General features: G+C 33.3%; 16 protein-coding genes. 8 read left to right on the top strand and 8 right to left on the bottom strand.

What is annotated here, in order from left to right:
• Positions 1 to 71: 71 nt before the first annotated feature.
• Complete coding sequence (locus ABD859_RS16705; protein WP_345145729.1) at positions 72 to 1,451, bottom strand: sialate O-acetylesterase; 1,380 nt, start codon at positions 1,449 to 1,451, stop codon at positions 72 to 74.
• Positions 1,441 to 2,541, bottom strand: a complete 1,101-nt coding sequence (locus ABD859_RS16700) for an SGNH/GDSL hydrolase family protein (protein WP_345145728.1) — start codon at positions 2,539 to 2,541, stop codon at positions 1,441 to 1,443. Before ABD859_RS16700 ends, ABD859_RS16705 begins: the two co-directional genes overlap by 11 nt.
• A gap of 216 nt (positions 2,542 to 2,757) precedes the next feature.
• Here ABD859_RS16700 and ABD859_RS16695 point away from each other — a divergent pair, with 216 nt between their 5' ends.
• Positions 2,758 to 3,264: a C40 family peptidase gene (locus tag ABD859_RS16695; RefSeq protein WP_345145727.1), complete on the top strand. Its 507-nt coding sequence runs from the start codon at positions 2,758 to 2,760 to the stop codon at positions 3,262 to 3,264.
• A 69-nt stretch (positions 3,265 to 3,333) separates the two neighbouring features.
• On the opposite strand, the gene ABD859_RS16690 is transcribed toward ABD859_RS16695, so the two are convergent.
• Positions 3,334 to 4,905 (bottom strand): L,D-transpeptidase family protein, encoded by a 1,572-nt coding sequence (locus ABD859_RS16690; RefSeq protein WP_345145726.1) that lies wholly within the window; start codon positions 4,903 to 4,905, stop codon positions 3,334 to 3,336.
• 146 nt (positions 4,906 to 5,051) lie between these two features.
• The gene (locus tag ABD859_RS16685) at positions 5,052 to 5,468 is read right to left on the bottom strand and encodes a DUF1573 domain-containing protein (protein ID WP_345145725.1); all 417 of its coding nucleotides are present in this window, start codon (positions 5,466 to 5,468) and stop codon (positions 5,052 to 5,054) included.
• Positions 5,469 to 5,632: 164 nt separating this feature from the next.
• On the opposite strand from ABD859_RS16685, the gene ABD859_RS16680 reads away from it, so the two are divergent.
• The 3 genes from ABD859_RS16680 (at position 5,633) to ABD859_RS16670 (ending at position 8,436) form a co-directional block, all read left to right on the top strand.
• Positions 5,633 to 6,898: a sensor histidine kinase gene (locus ABD859_RS16680; RefSeq protein ID WP_345145724.1), complete on the top strand. Its 1,266-nt coding sequence runs from the start codon at positions 5,633 to 5,635 to the stop codon at positions 6,896 to 6,898.
• Positions 6,895 to 7,581: a response regulator transcription factor gene (locus tag ABD859_RS16675; protein WP_345145723.1), complete on the top strand. Its 687-nt coding sequence runs from the start codon at positions 6,895 to 6,897 to the stop codon at positions 7,579 to 7,581. Before ABD859_RS16680 ends, ABD859_RS16675 begins: the two co-directional genes overlap by 4 nt.
• An 87-nt stretch (positions 7,582 to 7,668) precedes the next feature.
• Positions 7,669 to 8,436: an MBL fold metallo-hydrolase gene (locus ABD859_RS16670; protein ID WP_345145722.1), complete on the top strand. Its 768-nt coding sequence runs from the start codon at positions 7,669 to 7,671 to the stop codon at positions 8,434 to 8,436.
• Here ABD859_RS16670 and ABD859_RS16665 read toward each other — a convergent pair.
• Both ABD859_RS16665 and ABD859_RS16660 read right to left on the bottom strand, forming a co-directional pair.
• Positions 8,431 to 10,620 carry a B12-binding domain-containing radical SAM protein gene (locus ABD859_RS16665; protein ID WP_345145721.1) on the bottom strand — a complete coding sequence of 730 codons (2,190 nt, stop codon included), beginning with the start codon at positions 10,618 to 10,620 and terminating at the stop codon, positions 8,431 to 8,433. The two genes, ABD859_RS16670 and ABD859_RS16665, sit on opposite strands and share 6 nt — an antisense overlap.
• A 221-nt stretch (positions 10,621 to 10,841) precedes the next feature.
• Positions 10,842 to 12,119, bottom strand: coding sequence for an MFS transporter (locus tag ABD859_RS16660; RefSeq protein WP_345145720.1), 1,278 nt, complete (start codon positions 12,117 to 12,119; stop codon positions 10,842 to 10,844).
• A 271-nt stretch (positions 12,120 to 12,390) separates the two neighbouring features.
• Here ABD859_RS16660 and bshC point away from each other — a divergent pair, with 271 nt between their 5' ends.
• From bshC to ABD859_RS16645, 3 genes are all read left to right on the top strand, one after another.
• A complete protein-coding gene (gene bshC / locus ABD859_RS16655; RefSeq protein ID WP_345145719.1) occupies positions 12,391 to 13,980 on the top strand; it encodes a bacillithiol biosynthesis cysteine-adding enzyme BshC in 1,590 nt (529 codons plus the stop codon).
• A gap of 206 nt (positions 13,981 to 14,186) precedes the next feature.
• A complete protein-coding gene (locus ABD859_RS16650) occupies positions 14,187 to 15,458 on the top strand; it encodes an acyltransferase family protein (RefSeq protein WP_345145718.1) in 1,272 nt (423 codons plus the stop codon).
• 162 nt (positions 15,459 to 15,620) lie between these two features.
• Positions 15,621 to 16,040 carry a nucleoside-diphosphate kinase gene (locus tag ABD859_RS16645; protein ID WP_012026941.1) on the top strand — a complete coding sequence of 140 codons (420 nt, stop codon included), beginning with the start codon at positions 15,621 to 15,623 and terminating at the stop codon, positions 16,038 to 16,040.
• A 116-nt stretch (positions 16,041 to 16,156) separates the two neighbouring features.
• Here the strand turns inward: ABD859_RS16645 and ABD859_RS16640 are convergent, their stop codons facing one another.
• Together ABD859_RS16640 and ABD859_RS16635 are read right to left on the bottom strand one after the other, a co-directional pair.
• Entirely contained in the window at positions 16,157 to 16,453 is a 297-nt protein-coding gene (locus ABD859_RS16640) for a DciA family protein (RefSeq protein WP_345145717.1), read from the bottom strand.
• Entirely contained in the window at positions 16,434 to 16,874 is a 441-nt protein-coding gene (locus ABD859_RS16635) for a hypothetical protein (RefSeq protein ID WP_345145716.1), read from the bottom strand. The genes ABD859_RS16640 and ABD859_RS16635 overlap by 20 nt, the downstream gene beginning before the upstream one ends.
• A 234-nt stretch (positions 16,875 to 17,108) precedes the next feature.
• Between ABD859_RS16635 and ABD859_RS16630 the strand changes: the two genes are divergently transcribed.
• Positions 17,109 to 18,176, top strand: a complete 1,068-nt coding sequence (locus ABD859_RS16630; RefSeq protein ID WP_345145715.1) for a serine hydrolase domain-containing protein — start codon at positions 17,109 to 17,111, stop codon at positions 18,174 to 18,176.
• The last annotated feature ends 138 nt before the right edge of the window (positions 18,177 to 18,314 follow it).

Below are 18,314 nucleotides of genomic sequence, written 5' to 3'. Positions count from 1 at the left end.
TGGAATTTTCTAGTGAGATTTCTCGTTCCTCGAAATGGCATGAGCAAAATCTAAAATCTACATTCTAAAATCTAAAATTCACTCGTAAAACAAGAAGCAGGCAGATTGGCTTTATTAAACAAATCCGACTGTGTTGTATTTCCCCAGGCAAACCTCACTTTTGCCGGATTTACCACTTTTTTGTTTGTCAAAATCACCTGATTATTTTTGATTGAAGCTTCGGCAGGATAGAAAATTCCATCTTTATCCGCTACTTCAAATTGATTCGATTTTTTGTCTTTAAAATAAAGTCCTTCTGCATAATCGAAGGAAACGACTGCTTTATTTTTTTCTATTTTTATGCCTTTAAAAAGTGGCCCATTTACCAAATTAGAATTGGTTTTGTACACATTTGCTAAAGCTAAATTTGCCAAACGAATTCCGACTGATTTTTTATTCTTCGGATGAATATCTATTGTGTCTGAAATATCTGAAGTTAAAACCATTCCTGTTTTTGAAACTTCTTTTAAAATTTTTCTCTGCGAATTTCTAACGGTTACATTAGAAAAGTTATTCGTTCCGGTTTTGTAAGGTGCAATCTGAACAAAATAAAAAGGAAATTCTTCGTTCCAGGCTTTTCTCCAGGAAGTTATTAACGCTGAAAGTGTTTTATCGTAAACCAAAGAACCAACATTAGATTCGCCCTGATACCATAAAGTTCCTGCAATTTTAAATCCGGTTATTGGAGAAATCATTGCATTGTAAGCACGTCCCGGCTCATGCGGACCATATTCCTGTTCGTTGAGTTTTTTGGCATTTTCGAGTAAAACAGAATCATTATTTACGACTTCTTCCGGCATCCAGATTTCGGCTGGAGTACCGCCCCAATTGGAAGAAATTAATCCTATTGGAACGTTTTTTAAATCTTCGCGCAGACGTTTAGCAAAAAAATAACCAACGGCGCTGAAATATTTCATGGTTTCCGGAGTCGATTCAACCCAGTTTCCTAATACATTATTTTGTGGCGTCGTTGCAGTAGATTTTGAAACCGTAAAAAATCGGATATTAAAATCTTTAGCATTTTTAACTTCTTCATCGCCATTATCGATTCCCCAGCTTGCCGACATTTCCATGTTGGATTGTCCTGAACAAAGCCAGACTTCGCCAATCAGAATATTTTTTAAAATCACTTCGTTGTAGCCTTTTATAGAAATTGTAAAAGGTCCGCCGGCTTCTGGAGTTTTAATGGTTAATTCCCATTTTGCCTGATTATTGGCAATAGTTTTATATTCCTGATTATTCCAACCTGATGTTAATTTGATTTCTTCTTTTGGATTTGCCCAGCCCCAGATTTTCACTTCAGAATTTCGCTGTAAAACCATATTATCGCCAAAAATATTCGGAAGTGTAATATTTGCCGTTGCAGAACTATAAATCGTTAAAAAGAAAAAGAATAGTATTTTATTTTTCATGTAACAGCTTTTTTAAAAATGGTCCGTATTCTGCTGCTAAAACCTGATGATCTGCCACATCAGGATGTCCGGTACACCCTTTTGGAGTCATGGGTTTAAACTTAAAAATCTGAATTGGTTTATGGCTTTTATCTTCTGCAAAAGCTTTTTTTACTTTGTTTAAACAGTCTTCAAAAACAATTGCTTTTTCTCCGTTTACCATTGGACTGTTTGTAATTACAATCTGAACATTTGGATTATGCTCGTACAGCATTTTAATAAAATTGATGTAATTTGAAACATACTTTTCTGCATTAAAAGGAAGACGTTCTTTTTTGCCGTCGCCTCCCGAAAAATCATTGGTTCCTAAAGCAATGCTGATAATATCCGGCTGAAAAGCAAAATCGTATTTCGGTTTTGAAGCATCTTTTGTTAAATATAAATTCTGATAAAGATCAGGCATAATTGCTTCGTCTTTATTTTCGTCGTTCCAGTTTCTGTACATTCCAATTCCGGAAACACAGCTCATTAAATAATCAGCATCAATTTGTCTGGCAATTCTTGGTCCGTATGCATAATAACTATTATGATGATCCAAATATTCTCCTTTATCGCATGGAACATCTGATGGATCGCTGGCGGCGCCACATGTAATAGAATCTCCAATAAATTCGATTTTCTTTTTCTTTTTAAATGAAATTGAAATGAGTTTTGCTGTTGTTCCGGCAAATAAAATATTACCGCTTTGCGCTTCTGTATTTTTGTAGATTTCTAAATGATGTTCTTTCTTTTTAGAAGTCACTTGTATTGGAAATGACTGAACGGCACCTTTTTCAACTTTAATTTTTCCAATATATTTTCCGTCCAAAACCAAAGAAACATAGTTGTGATGTTCGTACGAATCAATACTTTGGAGAGAAACAGAACATTCGTTTCCTGTAAAATTGAAAGAAACAGAAGAGGCAGTTCCTATTAAAATAACATTGTCATTTTGAAGTTTTTCAATTCGGCCTTGATATAAAAATGTTTTATTGGCATTTTGTGTCTGCGATGTCGAAATAACCCAATTCAGCAAAAACAAAATTAAAAGTGCTGTTTTTTTAAGAAACATAATTTATTTGTTAAAATATAAATGTAATTCACAAATATATTTCAAATACTATTTCAAAAAAGATACTAAAACGTCAAAAAGCAATAAAAAAACACCACATAAACACATCATTTCGCGTTTTAAAAGTATTAATTCTTACAATTTTCGATATATTCTTCCTCTGATTTAAAATTTAGGACTTATCTTTAACGATTCAACATTTTCATAATAAAAAAAATGAGATTATATCTTTTTGCCGCTTTATCAGCTTTAGTTTTGTTTTCTTCCTTTACATTAAAAAAGAATGATGATTCTATAATTGTTTATCCAAAAATTCAAACTGAAGTTAATCGGGATTCTATTATAGAGTATGCAAAAAAATATTTAGGTACACGTTACAAATATGCATCAAACAATCCTAAAAACGGATTTGATTGTTCAGGCTTTGTAAGTTATGTTTTTGGTCATTATGGAATTACGCTGCCAAGAAGTTCAAGCGGTTATAAAAATTTGGGAAAGGCTTTAAAACCCGAAGATTTTAAAGTGGGCGATGTTTTAGTTTTTTACGGATATAAAGACAGAACTGTTGTTGGTCATTTAGGAATTATCTGCGAAGCCAACGGAATGCAGTCAAAATTTATTCACGCTTCATCTGGAAAAGCGCAACAAGTTACTATTACAGCACTTGATACAGAACATTACACCAAACGTTTTTATAAATGTATTGATGTTCTGGATAAATAGTTTTTTTTAAAGCCACAGATTAAAAAGATTTACACAGATTAATCTTTTTAATCTGTGGCATTTATTACACTATTCTTCTGTCAAAAGTTTTATTAAACTTTCGTCTCTGCTGTAAATATCTTTATAGAAATTTAACTGGCCTTCTCTGTCGACCCAAGCAGTAAAATATCCTATATAAACCGGAAATTTCTTTTTTACTGTGTACCAGCTTTCTTTTCCTGCATGCATGGCTTTGTCTATACGTTCAGGAGTCCATTTTGGATCTTCTTTTAATATTTCAATTGCCAGTTCGCGGGGTTTTGCTACGCGAACACAACCGTGGCTAAAGGCTCTGCTTTCTCTTTCAAACAAACTTTTTGATGGTGTATCGTGCAAATAGATATTACTTGAATTAGGGAACAAAAACTTTACAAGACCAAGTGAATTGTTTTTTCCGGGAAGCTGACGAACTGCGCCATTATTCCATTCAAGATTTTTTTGAGCCAGATAGTTTTTGTTTTTTGCCATTCCGGGCTTTATTTCTGCTGCAATAATACTTGGCGGTACATTCCAATACGGACTAAAAACAATATTGCTCATCGTACCGCTGAAAATAACAGTTTTTGTCATGGCTTTCCCCACAACAACCGGAGACGTAAATGCAATTTTTCCGTCGCGAATTAAATACAATTTAAACTCAGGAATATTAACCTCAATATATTGTTTGCCTTTTTCAAGCGCGGGGTCAATCCAGCGGCAACGCTCCATATTGGCAATTATGGTTTTAATTCTTTCAGAAACCGGAATATTTAAATCGTTAATATGTTCTTTCAGAATTGTATTTTTTGGTGTAAAACCATGATGCAGTTCATAGTTTTTTAACGACGCTATTAAAACAGAATCACAAACGGCACTTTTGTTATCTTCCTGAATATCTTTAGTTACAAAAAGTCTTTCTCTAATTTGAGAAACAACCGCAGAAGAATCTCCTAATTTTAAACTCTTATAAGTATCATCAATTTCAATAGTTTTCCAGCCGCCATTTTTCTCAATTTCCCTATATTTACGAAGAGCATCACGCAGTTTGTAGTACTGGCTGAACATTTTACTTTTTTTATCATCGTTTATAGTCGATTTTTCAAAAAGAGAATCACTAAAAACCTGATAATTGAGTTTTTTTCTCGGCAGAAGCCATTCTAACGAAATTGAAGTTTTTTCATCAAATCCGCGGTAAACTTTTTCGGCATAATAGAAATACAAATTTGTTATCATTAAATCTGTATTGATTTTTGAAAGTTTATTATCGGCACTTCCTTCAAAAACGGCATTGATTTCTTTGTACGGGAAGTTTGCTCTTAAACCTTCATCTTCAAGACCTTTATATTTATTGTATAAAGTATTTCCAAATTCGACTACACCTTTGTTATCAAGCCATAACTGTGTGTATTTTTTCTTTTGATATAAAGATTTTACCTCATCCTCAAAACTTTTCAATTTAGGATAGGTTTCATAAAAACCCGCAATAGCGGTAGTATCTATTACAAGTCTAAGTTCCGGCACCACGGCCTTTTCTTTCTTTTGATTTTCTTCTTTTTTATCTCCTTTACAGGAAACTGCTAAAAACAGAAACACAAAAGCGATAAATGAACACCAAATTTTCATACTATTTTTTTTGATAAAAGTAGAAAAGTTTTGATAAATACAAAGTGACTTAAAAAATAAAAAAACATCAAATTAAGACATAAAAAAAGCTCCAGATACATTACATATCCGGAGCTTCACGATATAACCAACCTATTTAAAACTTTTTAGATAACAGTACCTTTTAAAGTAAGGATTTTTGGAGCCGTTTCTGCACTTGTTGTTACAGTAACTGTTTTTGTAAATGCTCCTTTGTTAGCTGCATTGTAAGTTGCTGTTACTTTTGCAGATTTACCCGGCTGAATTGGCTCTTTTGTATAATCAGTTGCTGTACAACCGCATGAACCCTGAACTTGTGTAATTACAACAGCTGTTTTTCCTGTGTTTTTAAATTCGTAAACAATAGCTTTTGGAGTTCCCTGCGGAATTTGTCCAACATCAATTGTTTCGGCTTTCCAAACAATAGTTGATTCTGTTGTTACTTCAATTTCACTTTCGTTTACAATTGATTTTACAGGAGCAATTGCCGAAAAAGACATTAGCCCTAGGGCTAAAGCAAGCATGGAGATTTTAATGATTTTCATAGTTAAATATATTAAATGGTTTAAAGTTCTAATTTGATATTACAAAGTTAATTCAGACAAAAAGAAACCGCTGTTAACCGGTTTCAAATGTTTGTTAATGACTTGTTAATCGGCATTTATAAGTATATTTTTGATTAATATTACACTCTCAAAAGTCTGTTTTCTTGAAAATCAATAAACTCAATAGTATTATAGTTCTGGGGCTGGTGGCTATTATAAGCATTCTGGTCGCGCAATTGCTGTGGACAAAAGAAGCTTTTACAATCGAACAAAAAAAGCTGAGCCAAAAAGCACATATCGCACTTCTGGAAGTAGCGAAAAAATTATATGAAGGAACTAATCATGAACTTCCCGCGCAAAATCCTGTGCAAAAAATTGCCAATGATTATTATATCGTAAATGTCGATAATGAATTTGAACCGGATATTCTGGAATTTTACCTTCAGACAGAATTCAAAAAAATGAATATTACGACTGATTTTGAATATGCGATGTACAATTGCCAGAGCGACGAAATGATTTATGGCGATTATATTTCTTTATCCAAAAAGAAATCAGAATGTAAAAAGAATGTGCATTTCCCTAAGCACAAGAATCTTGTGTATTATTTTGCTGTTCGTTTTCCTAACGAAACAACTTATTTGTTCAGTTCGATGCGATTTTGGTTTATTCTTTCAATTGCTTTAATCTTAATTTTATTGATTTACGTTTATTCGATTTTTACTCTTTTGCAGCAAAAAAAATATTCTGAACTGCAAAGGGATTTCATTAATAATATGACGCATGAATTTAAAACACCGCTTTCTTCTATTTTAATTGCATCAAAATATTTAAGTGAACAAAACCTGATTAAGGAAAATAAAAAACTGCACACTTATGCTGAAATCATTGTAAATCAAGGAAACAAACTAAATCATCATGTCGAAAAAATATTAAGTGTTGCTAAATCAGATCATACACCTTTAGAATTAAAAAAAGAAAATGTTTTAATTATTCCAATAATTGAAGAAGCCATTGAAAATATTCAGTTAAAATGTCCCGAAGCGGTTATTAAAATTGAAAGTGCGACGAAAGAATATCTATTAGAAACGGATGTCTTTCATTTTGCCAATTTGGTTTACAATCTCTTAGATAACGCAATAAAATACTGCAATAAAAAACCGGAAATTACGATTAGAATTTCAGAAGAAAATTCTACCTTGAAATTAGAATTTATTGATAACGGAATTGGTATTTCTTCTAAAAAATTATCTTTTATATTTGATAAATTTTACCGCGTTCAAAACGAAAAGAGTAATGAAGTAAATGGTTTTGGGCTTGGATTATATTACGTTAAAGAAATCTGCAGTTTACAGAACTGGAAAATTAAAGCTGAAAATAATTCTGAAAACGGAGTTACTATAACTTTGTTAATTCCTTATAAAAAATGAAAAACTTCAAAATACTTTACACCGAAGACGATGAAACTCTGGCATTTTTAACCAAAGATAATCTGGAGCAGAATAATTATGAAGTTATTCACTGTACAAACGGAAAATCCGGACTGGAAACTTTTAAAAATGAAGATTTTGACATTTGTATTTTTGACATTATGATGCCAAAAATGGATGGTTTTGAACTGGCAGAAGAAGTACGAAAAATTGATACTGATGTGCCTATTATTTTTCTTTCGGCAAAAACTTTAAAAGAAGACCGTATAAAAGGACTTCGTCTGGGTGCCGATGATTATTTGGTAAAACCTTTCAGCATTGAAGAATTGATTCTTAAAATTGAAATTTTTCTAAAACGCTCTCAGAAAAACAATAAGATTGAAAAATCTATTTATGAAATTGGGAAATACCAATTTGACACCAAAAATTTTATTCTTTTTAATGAAGAAGAAAAAGTAGGCCTTACACAGCGCGAAGCCGAATTATTAAAGCTTTTTATAGATAATAAAAACCTGGTTTTAAAAAGAGAACAAATTTTAACTGCACTTTGGGGAACCGATGATTATTTTATGGGAAGAAGTCTGGATGTTTTTATTTCGCGTCTTCGAAAAATACTATCTGCAGAAAAAGGTATTTCTATTGAAAACCTGCACGGAATTGGGTTTCGTTTTTCTGTAGAATAAATATTAACAATTCTGTTAAAAATAAAGAAAAATCTGTAAATAGATTTTCGAAAATCTTTGTATTTTTAAGTTCTAATTTACCCAGATATGAAAATACATCATTTGCGAAATGCCACATTGGTAATTGAAACAGAAGAGCATGTTATTCTGGTTGATCCCATGTTAGGAAAAAGAAAAACAATTGCGCCTTTTACCATTTTTCGATACAAGCCCAAAAGAAATCCTCTGGTAGCTCTGCCAAAAAACAGCAGAGATATTTTGAGCAGAGTAACACATTGTTTAATTACGCACCTGCATCCGGATCATATTGATAAGGCGGGCGAAGTTTTTTTAAGAAGAAAAAGCGTTCCGGTTATTTGCAGCGTTAAAGACGAAAAATCGCTTTCCTTAAGAGGACTTAATATTATTCAGGTTTTAAATTACTGGGAACCGCAGCCTTTTTTAGGAGGAAGAATTATAGGTATTCCGGCAGTTCACGGTTATGGTTTTATAGCAAAATTAATGGGAAATGTAATGGGGTTTTATATTGAACTTACCAATGAAAAATCAATTTACATAAGTTCAGACACCATTTTTACAGATGATGTACAGCGAGCTTTAATTGAATTAAAACCCGATATTGCAACCGTTGCCTGCGGTACTGCTAGACTCGATATTGGCCAGCCGTTACTGATGCGTATGAATGATATTTTGAAATTTACCGCTCTTGCTCCCGGAAAAGTTTTTGCCAATCATCTCGAAGCTTTAAATCACTGCCCTACAACCCGCGACGAGTTACGAAGAGCTTTGACAGAAAATAATCTTTTATATAAAACCGCAATTCCAAGTGACGGAACGAGTGTTGAATATTTATAAAACAAGCAGTCCAAATTCACGCAATGTATTTACTGGTTTTGAGTACCAGAACAATTCAAAATCTTCAAGCGAAGTTTCAAAATCATTTTTCACTTCCTGAAAAGTATAATTTTTAGGATTTGAAATTGAAATTTTGTTCAGTATTTCAGTGAGCCATTCCCCTTCTTCTTTGCTGGTTTGAAGCGTAAAACTTTCTTTTTTATCATGAAAAGTGAGCGACATCATTTCCCAGCTTCTGCCTTTTTTTGATTTTGTAAAACTTTCGGCAAAAGGTTTTCCGCCAAGCCAGACTACTTTTGCATTTGGTTTTGTGTTGAAATTATTTTGTTCTTCAAGCGCATTGAAAATAAAATCCGGATGAATTTTGGTTTTAGGGATTTTAAAATCAAACCATTCCTGGAGTTCATAATCAAAACAAATTCCGTGCATGAAATTAAAAAGTGATTTCTTTAATCCGAAACTAAATTTATCGTGATTTATTCCTGTAGAATCACTGTATTCAATATCATTATTGGCAAAAGTTCCTATCGCTTCTGTTTTTTTGGTCACGCCAAATTGTTCCGGATATAAACCAACCGGACTATGTGCCGTTAAAGCAAATTGATGCCAAAACCCAGACTGCAAAACTCCTGCTTCAAACAACTGACGAACCATTTCAAGACTATCAATCGTTTCCTGAATTGTCTGCGTAGGATATCCGTACATTAAATACGCATGAACCATAATTCCAGCTTCGGTAAAATTTCGGGTTACTTTTGCAACTTGTTCAACTGTAACACCTTTATCAATTAATTTTAATAATCGGTCTGAAGCTACTTCTAAACCTCCAGAAACGGCAATACAGCCAGAAGCTTTTAGGAGAAGACATAAATCTTTTGAAAAGCTTTTTTCAAATCGAATGTTGGTCCACCATGTTACAGCCAGTTTTCTTTTTAAAATTTCAAGAGCCAGAGCGCGCATTAAAGCCGGCGGTGCTGCTTCGTCTACAAAATGGAATCCGTTTTGCCCTGTCTGCTCGATTAATTCTTCCATTCGATCACAAAGCAGACTTGCCGCAACGGGTTCGTAAACTTTAATATAATCTAATGAAATATCGCAAAACGTACATTTTCCCCAATAACAGCCGTGAGCCATTGTGAGTTTATTCCAGCGTCCGTCGCTCCACATTCTGTGCATTGGATTTACAATTTCAATAACCGAAATATATTTATCCAAAGGCAGATCAGAATAATCCGGAGTTCCAACCTGTGACTGTTTGTAATCGTGTTTTAAGGAATTATTTTTATAAACTACTTCTCCATTTTCTAAAAGAAAAGTTCTTTTGTAATTATTATAATCCGGATTTTCTAAATTGAATATTAATTCTTCAATTGGCACTTCTCCATCATCTAAAGTGATAAAATCGAAAAACTCGAAAACACGTTTATCAGAAAGCGAACGCAATTCTGTATTAGGAAAACCGCCTCCCATTGAAATTTTAATTTCGGGATGATTTTGTTTTACCCATTGTGCACATCGAAACGCGCTGTATAAATTACCCGGAAAAGGAACAGAAATTAAAAAAAAAGTGGGTTTTACAGCTTCGATTTTAGCTTTTAAAAGTGAAATCAAAATCGAGTCGATATAAGTCGGTTTTTGCTGTAAAGCTTCGTACAATTCATCAAACGAATTGGCGCTTCGTCCTAAACGTTCGGCATATCGGCTGAAACCAAAATTTTCATCGACACATTCTACAATAAAATCCGAAATATCTTCGAGATATAAAGTCGCCAAATGCTTCGCTTTATCCTGGGTTCCCATTGATCCAAAAGCCCAGTCAAGCTCTTCCAGTTGTGCAAAACGAGAAGCTTCGGGCAGAAAATCTTCCTGACAAATCTGTAATGCCAAAGTTGGATTTTTTCCCTGCAAAAACTGAATTACAGAATCGATCGTTTTAATGTATTCATCCTGCAAAGCAAAAATACGCTTTGAATTATCGGAAATCTCATTATCCAAAGTTGAAACCTCAAACAAATCCTGCAATCCTTTTTTCGAAAACAATTCCAAAATCACATCAATACCCAAATCAGCCTGAACCGATTCGATATTTTTAGTATTTAAAAAGCCTTTAATATAAGCTGTCGCCGGATATGGCGTATTAAGCTGTGTAAAAGGCGGTGTGATTACAAATAGTTTCGTTTTCAAAAGGAATTATTTTTTTGCAAAAATACAGGATATAAAGGACTTTTAGAGAAAAGATTTATTGAAACTTTTTTCTGCAAAGACCACATGTAGAATATAAAAGGTTCGCAAAGAATTTTCTTCCTTTGTCTTTTAAATACCAGTAAATTATTGTACAACTACTATAGCGAAAAAAAAGGAGCAATTATTTTAATTGCTCCTTTTAGATATATATAAATAAGATTTTAAAACTTGTGTTCGTCTTTGCTGATTACCAAAAATGATATTAAAGAAATACTGGCAGCTGCAACTAAATAAAAACCAACATAACTTACATCATAAGTTTTAGCAAGCCAAATAGCAATCATTGGCGCAAAAGCAGCTCCAAGAATTCCTGCCATATTAAAGGTTAATGACGCTCCCGAATAACGAACATTTGTTGGAAACAACTCTGATAAAAAAGTCCCCAGAGGTCCGTAAGTAAATCCCATTAAAGCCATTCCTATACAAGCAAAAGTGGTAACTAATGCAATATTTCCGGTGCTCAAAAAGAATGAAAAGAAAAATCCAAAAACCGCAATAGCTGCTGTTGCCAAAATAAGCATTTTACGACGCCCTATTTTATCTGCCACTACAGCCGAAACAGGAATAAAAACAGCAAAAAACAATACTGAGAATAACTGAATCAATAATCCGTCTCTTTTTACAATTCCTAAATCAGATGTTGCCCAGCTTAATGTAAATACTGTCATCAGGTAAAAAACCAAAAAGGTTGTAATGGCAGCAAATGTTCCAAAAATAAGCTGGTTTTTATATGATTTTACAAGTTCTAAAAAAGGAACTTTTACCTCTTCTTCATGTTTTTTAGCATTTTCAAATGAAGGTGTTTCGGTAATTTTGGTACGAATATAAAAACCTACAATTACTAAAAGAGCACTGGCAATAAATGGAATTCTCCATCCGTAATCCATAAAATCTTCATTGCTCATAGAATCAGTTAACAAAAGAAAAGTTCCTCCCGAAAGTAACAATCCAATTGGCGCTCCTAATTGCGGGAACATTCCGTACCAGGCACGTTTATGCGGCGGTGCATTTTCAATAGCCAGCAAAACGGCTCCTCCCCATTCTCCTCCTAAACCAACACCTTGTCCAAATCGGCAGAGCATTAATAATAAAGGCGCAGCAACACCAATACTGGCGTAACTTGGCAGAAAACCTATAGTTACAGTCGAAATTCCCATAGTAAGCAAAGCGGCTACAAGAGTAAATTTACGACCGATTTTATCTCCGTAATGTCCAAAAAAAGCAGAACCTAACGGACGCGATAAAAAGGCAATTGAAAAAGTTGCCAGCGATTCCAGAGTTGCCATTGTCGAATCTGAACTCGGAAAAAATAATTGAGGAAAAACCAATACAGCTGCATTGGCATAAATATAGAAGTCAAAAAATTCAATTGTGGTGCCAATAAGGCTTCCAAAAAGAACATGTTTTAAAGAGTTCTTTTTTTTCGGGTTCGTTTCCATGTAAAATAGATATATCTTTTTTTTGATTACAAAAATATAGTTTCATTATTAATAATTCAGATTTCGAATCATTAGTTTTAAAACATCTTTGCAATTTTAACAAATTTCATATATTTTACATTTCTTAAAACAACAATTCATTCAAAACTAAAAAACTGATTAGAGGAACTTTACAGCAAGAAATAAAAAACAAATCTTAAGCATTCGTTAAAACGGTTTTTAACTGTATATTTTCATTAAATTTACAGCTGTCAAAAATAAATTTAAAATTATGCCTACCGACTGTATCAGCTACCAAACTTCAGGATATTTCTCTAAATTGATACAAGATTATTTAGATCAGAAATCAGAATTAAAACCGCTGTACAGCCATTTTCCTACTTTAGAAAACTTCGAAAAGCAGATTGAAGAAAAAGCCGCAAATTTTGATAATAAAAACAGAATTGCGCTGGTTGAAACTTTAAGAAAGCAGTATCAAAACATCGAAATTTCGGATTCTACAAAACAAAATATTGAGCTTTTAGCACACGAAAATACTTTTACAATTACAACCGGACATCAGCTTAATTTATTCAGCGGACCGTTGTATTTCTTATATAAAATCATTTCGACAATTAATTTAACCAAAGAGTTAAAAACGAAATATCCAACGCACAATTTCGTGCCTGTATATTGGATGGCTACTGAAGATCATGATTTCGAAGAAATAAATTATTTTAATTTTAAAGGAAAAAAATTCAGATGGAACAAAGAAAGTAACGGCCCTGTAGGAAGACTTTCAACTGAAGGTCTTGCTGAATTCTTTGAAATTTATTCTTTAGAATTAGGTTCAAGTACGAATGCCAATACCTTGAAAAAACTTTTTGAAGATGCTTATTTAAAACATGATAATCTGGCCGATGCTACTCGTTTTCTTGCAAATGGTTTATTTGCTAATTACGGTTTAGTGATTATTGATGCCGATGATTCGAATTTAAAACAGGCATTTATTCCGTATGTAAAAGAAGAATTAGAGAAACAGACTTCATTTCACACTGTTCAAAAAACAATCGAAGATTTAAAAGAATATACTGTTCAGGTAAATCCTCGCGAGATTAATTTGTTTTATATCGAAGATAATCTGCGTGAAAGAATCATTTTTGAAAATGATAAATACTTTGTAAACAATACCAAGATTTCATTTTCTAAAGAAGAAATACTGCAGTTATTAAACAGCAATCCTGAAAAATTCAGTCCAAATGTAATTATGCGTCCGCTTTATCAGGAAATAATCCTTCCAAACTTATGCTACATTGGCGGAGGCGGAGAAATTGCTTACTGGCTGGAATTAAAGTCATTTTTTGATGCCGTAAAAATTACTTTTCCAATGCTTTTAGTTCGTAATTCTGTTCTTTTAGCAACCGAAAAACAAGCTAAAAAAGCAGACAATCTAAACTTAAGCTGGAAAGATTTATTTACAAAACAGGAAAATCTTGTAAATACGATTACACATAAAATTTCGGCTTTCCCTATTGATTTATCTGCTCAAAAAGAGACTTTAAAAACCCAATTTAAATATCTTTACGAATTAGCAGACCAAACAGATAAATCATTTTCCGGAGCTGTAAAAGCTCAGGAAGTTAAGCAGGTTAAAGGTTTAGAAAATTTAGAAAAACGTTTATTAAAAGCACAAAAAAGAAAACTAAGCAACGAGTTACAGCGTGTTGTAGATTTACAATGCGAATTGTTCCCTAACAATAGTTTACAAGAGCGTCAAAGCAATTTTTCTGAGTTTTATTTGGAAAAAGGCGAGCAATTAGTACCGCTTTTAATGCAGAAACTAAAACCATTAGAAATGAATTTTAACATTATAACGATATAAAAAAATAGCCGCGAATTACACGAATTTTTACAAATTCTTATTTGTTTTTTACACTGTGAAATTTGTGTAAATTCAGGTAATTCGAGGCAAAAAATAAAGTAATAATTAACGAGAAACAAATAACCACCTCTCTTCTCTGGATTATTGCTCACATAAACCAAATAGCGATTATTAAAATTATTAACTAACCCATTTACCCAAAACCAATGGTAAAAGAACGCTTAATTTCGCTAGACGTCTTTCGTGGACTCACAATTTTATTAATGACAATTGTCAACAATCCCGGAGACTGGGGCAATGTTTATCCGCCGCTGCTCCACGCAGACTGGAACGGATGCACACCAACTGATTTAGTTTTTCCTTTTTTTGTCTTTATAATGGGAGTTGCCGTTCCGCTGGCAATGCCTGACAAATTTTATGACGACACTACTTTTAACAAAATCCTGATTCGTTCCTTACGAATGTTTTGCCTTGGGATTTTCTTCAACTTTTTTGGAAAAATCCAGTTATTTGGACTTGAAGGCATTCCGCTTTTAATTGGACGTTTAGCTATAACTATTGCAGTTGGTTACGCTTTAATGGGCAGTTTTAGTTCAAAAGTCAAAAACATATTTGCATTCTCGATTCTGTTTATATACTTGTTTCTGGCTTACAGTGGTATAGAAGCTTACAGCGATGTAAGGCTTCCGGGAGTTTTACAACGAATTGCTATTGTTTATTTCGTAGTTTCTCTTTTATATTTAAAAACATCACAGAAAACCCAAATCATAACCGGAGCAGTTTTATTATTAGGATACTGGGCTGTAATGACTTTAATTCCCGTTCCCGGAATTGGAGAAGCAAATCTGGATAAAGGCACAAATCTTTCTGCCTGGGTTGACAGTGTTTTATTAAAAGGACATATGTATCGAGGCACCGTAACATGGGATCCGGAAGGAATTTTAAGCACAATTCCTTCAATCGTAAACGGAATTATAGGTTTATTAATTGGTCAGCTTTTATTAGCCGATACAATTAAAATTCAAAAAGCACAGAAAATGGGAATTATTGGCACAATTTTAATCTTTTTTGGATTAATTTGGGATCTTGTTTTTCCTATCAATAAATCACTCTGGACAAGCAGTTATGTGTTATACACCACAGGATTAGCTACCGTATTTCTAACAATTTTATATTATGTAATTGATATAGCCGATTATAAAAAAGGATTTAAACCATTTTTAATTTGGGGCGTAAACCCAATGATTGTTTTTTTTACCTCGCAGATTATTCCTCAGGCTTTGGTAATGATCGAATTTCAAAATCCTCATAATCCATCAGAAAAAATTAATTTATTGAATTATTTATATGGATTCTGGATCGCACCGTTTTTTAGTAATCCAATGACGGCTTCACTTGCCGGAGCATTGGTTTATGTGTGCATCTGGACATTTATTTTATGGATATTCTACAGAAATAAATTAATTTTTAAAGTATAATTTTTAAGCCAATATTGTAAAGATGCATTTCTATGTGTCACAATTTGGTCCAAAAATCACTTTCTTACCCAAAACATCATTCTACAGTGTTTTAATTATGAATTTATTAAAATCAATTCATAAAAAAAGTCTACTTTTGCACAAAATTTAATAAAATAAGAAATGGCAACAAATAGAACTTTTACAATGATTAAACCAGATGCTGTTGCAAACGGACACATCGGGAATATCTTAGCAATGATCACAAATGGTGGTTTCAAAATCGTTTCATTAAAATTAACTCAATTAACTGTAGCTGATGCAAAAGCATTTTACGCAGTTCACGCAGAAAGACCTTTCTACGGAGAATTAGTTGAATTTATGTCACGCGGACCAATTGTTGCTGCAATTTTAGAAAAAGACAACGCAGTAGAAGATTTCAGAACTTTAATTGGAGCTACAAATCCAGCTGAAGCTGCTGAAGGAACTATTCGTAAAGCATACGCAACTTCTATTGGAGAAAATGCAGTTCACGGATCTGACAGCGACGAAAACGCAGCTATCGAATCTGCATTCCATTTCGCAGGAAGAGAGCAATTCTAATATTAGTTTTCAGTCACAGTTTTCAGTGACAGTAAAGCATAAAAAAACCACTTCTTTTGAAGTGGTTTTTATTTTTATATAAACTTAGAATCTTAGAAACTCTGCCCCTTAGAAGCTTATCTCAAAATCACATCTTTCACCACATCACGCCCCAATTCTTCATTAATCATTTTTACAATTTTTGATTTTCCGTGGCTTAATTCTTCTCTCAAAACTGCAGAACCCAATTCAACATACAGCGTGCTTCCTTTTAAAACAACATTTCGTGTATAAGTATTTACACCGCTTCCCATTAATTGCTTCCATGCATCGCGCACGTCAATTTGATCCATTCCGGGTTGTAACTTATTTACCTGAATAATCTGCTGTAAAACAGCACTTATTGTACTTTCGTTATTTAGTCTTTTCGCCATCTTTCAACAAATTTATTGGTCCTGCTTTTTTATAATGATATTCTTTATTCTGGTCATTTTTTACCACAAACTGATCGTCTGAAATAGAAATTAATTCCTCGCTCCATTTTGCATAATCCGTTTTATAATCTAAAAAAGTTCCTTTATCCGTAAATCTCACCGATACATTTTCAAAAGTATCAGTTGTCAAAAAAGTCCCGTCAAGCTGTGCCATTACTTTTGTTCGGGTGCCTTTAGTTCCTTTAATCTGAAAATAATCAAAGTTTTCGTTCATACCATAAACCTTGTCTTCACCTTTATCAAAAACCACCTTTTCTATTTCCCAGTAACCATTTAGTTTCGCAATATCTGCTGGTTTTATTTCCTGTTTACAGCTTACAAACAAAAGCGATAAAACCAAAATCATAAAAGTGTTTTTCATAATAATTATAACATTAATAAGGAGCTTATTCCTGCTGTCCGCTGTATCTTTTTCTGTCTAAAGAAGCCAGAAAAAGGATGCCGCTCCCATCAGGGCTAGATTCCGTTTTCAAAAGAAAATTTAGTGAATTACAAAGGTAACTTTATATCATTTAAAAGAAACAAAAAAATCATAAAACCCGTTAAACTATTTTATATATTTTTGATCAAACCCCAAACCAAAAAACTAAAAACCATGACCAAAACAATTTCTGTAATTCTGACAGCTTTATTTGTAATAAGCTGCAGTAAAGACAATCCACAACCAGATCTGCCTCCTGCACAAGAAAGCATGTATTTTCCGCCCTTAACCGGTCCAGTCTGGGAAACAAAATCAATAGCAGATTTAAAATGGAATCAAAGTGCCGTTCAGCCGCTTTTAGATTATCTGGAGCTTAAAAATTCCAAATCTTTTATGATTTTAGTTAACGGCAAAATTGTAATGGAAAACTATTTTAACGGTCACACCGCTTCAACAAACTGGTATTGGGCAAGTGCCGGAAAAACATTAACTTCAACAGTTACGGGAATTGCACAGCAAGAAAGCTTACTAAACATAAACAACAAAGTTTCCCAGTATTTAGGAACAGGCTGGACCAGCGAAACTCTCGCGCAGGAAAACCTAATTACCTGCAAGCATTTACTATCCATGACATCCGGACTTGACGACACTACCGACGATGTTGATCCTGCCAGTTTAAAATACAAAGCCGACGCCGGAACCAGATGGGCGTATCATAATGTGTATGTAAAGCTACAAGACGTTGTTGCAAAAGCAAGCAGTCAAAGCTGGGAAAACTATTTCAACAACAAATTAAGAGACAAAATCGGCATGAACGGAACTTGGGTACAACTTGGCGTAAACAGCGTTTATACCAGCACTACAAGAAGCATGGCACGTTTTGGATTATTAATGCTGAATAAAGGAAAATGGGATAATAATGTAATTCTTAATGAAGCTTATTTTAACGAAGCAACAACTACTTCTCAAAACATTAATTTAGGATACGGTTATTTATGGTGGCTTAACGGAAAAGCAAGTTATCATTTACCACAATCGCAGCTTACATTTCAAGGAAGTATTATTCCTACTGGGCCAACAGATATGTTTATGGCTCTAGGAAAAAATGATCAGAAAATATACGTTATTCCAAGCAAAAACATGGTTGTAATTAGAATGGGAGATGCTGCTGACAATGTTAATCTCGCATTATCTGATTTTGATAAAGTTTTATGGGAGAAAATCAGCACTTTGTATCAATAAAGATTAATTAAAAATATAAAGCCGGGATTTTAAATTTAAAATCCCGGCTTCTTTTTTTGAAAACGATATTTTATCGCTTAGTACGTAATCTTTTTAAGATTCCCATAAAGAAAAAACCTAATCCCAGAACTAATAAAA

The sequence above is a fragment of the Flavobacterium ginsengiterrae genome (assembly GCF_039539785.1).
Classification (GTDB): Bacteria; Bacteroidota; Bacteroidia; order Flavobacteriales; family Flavobacteriaceae; genus Flavobacterium; species Flavobacterium ginsengiterrae.
This window is presented reverse-complemented; position numbering and strand designations above follow the sequence as displayed.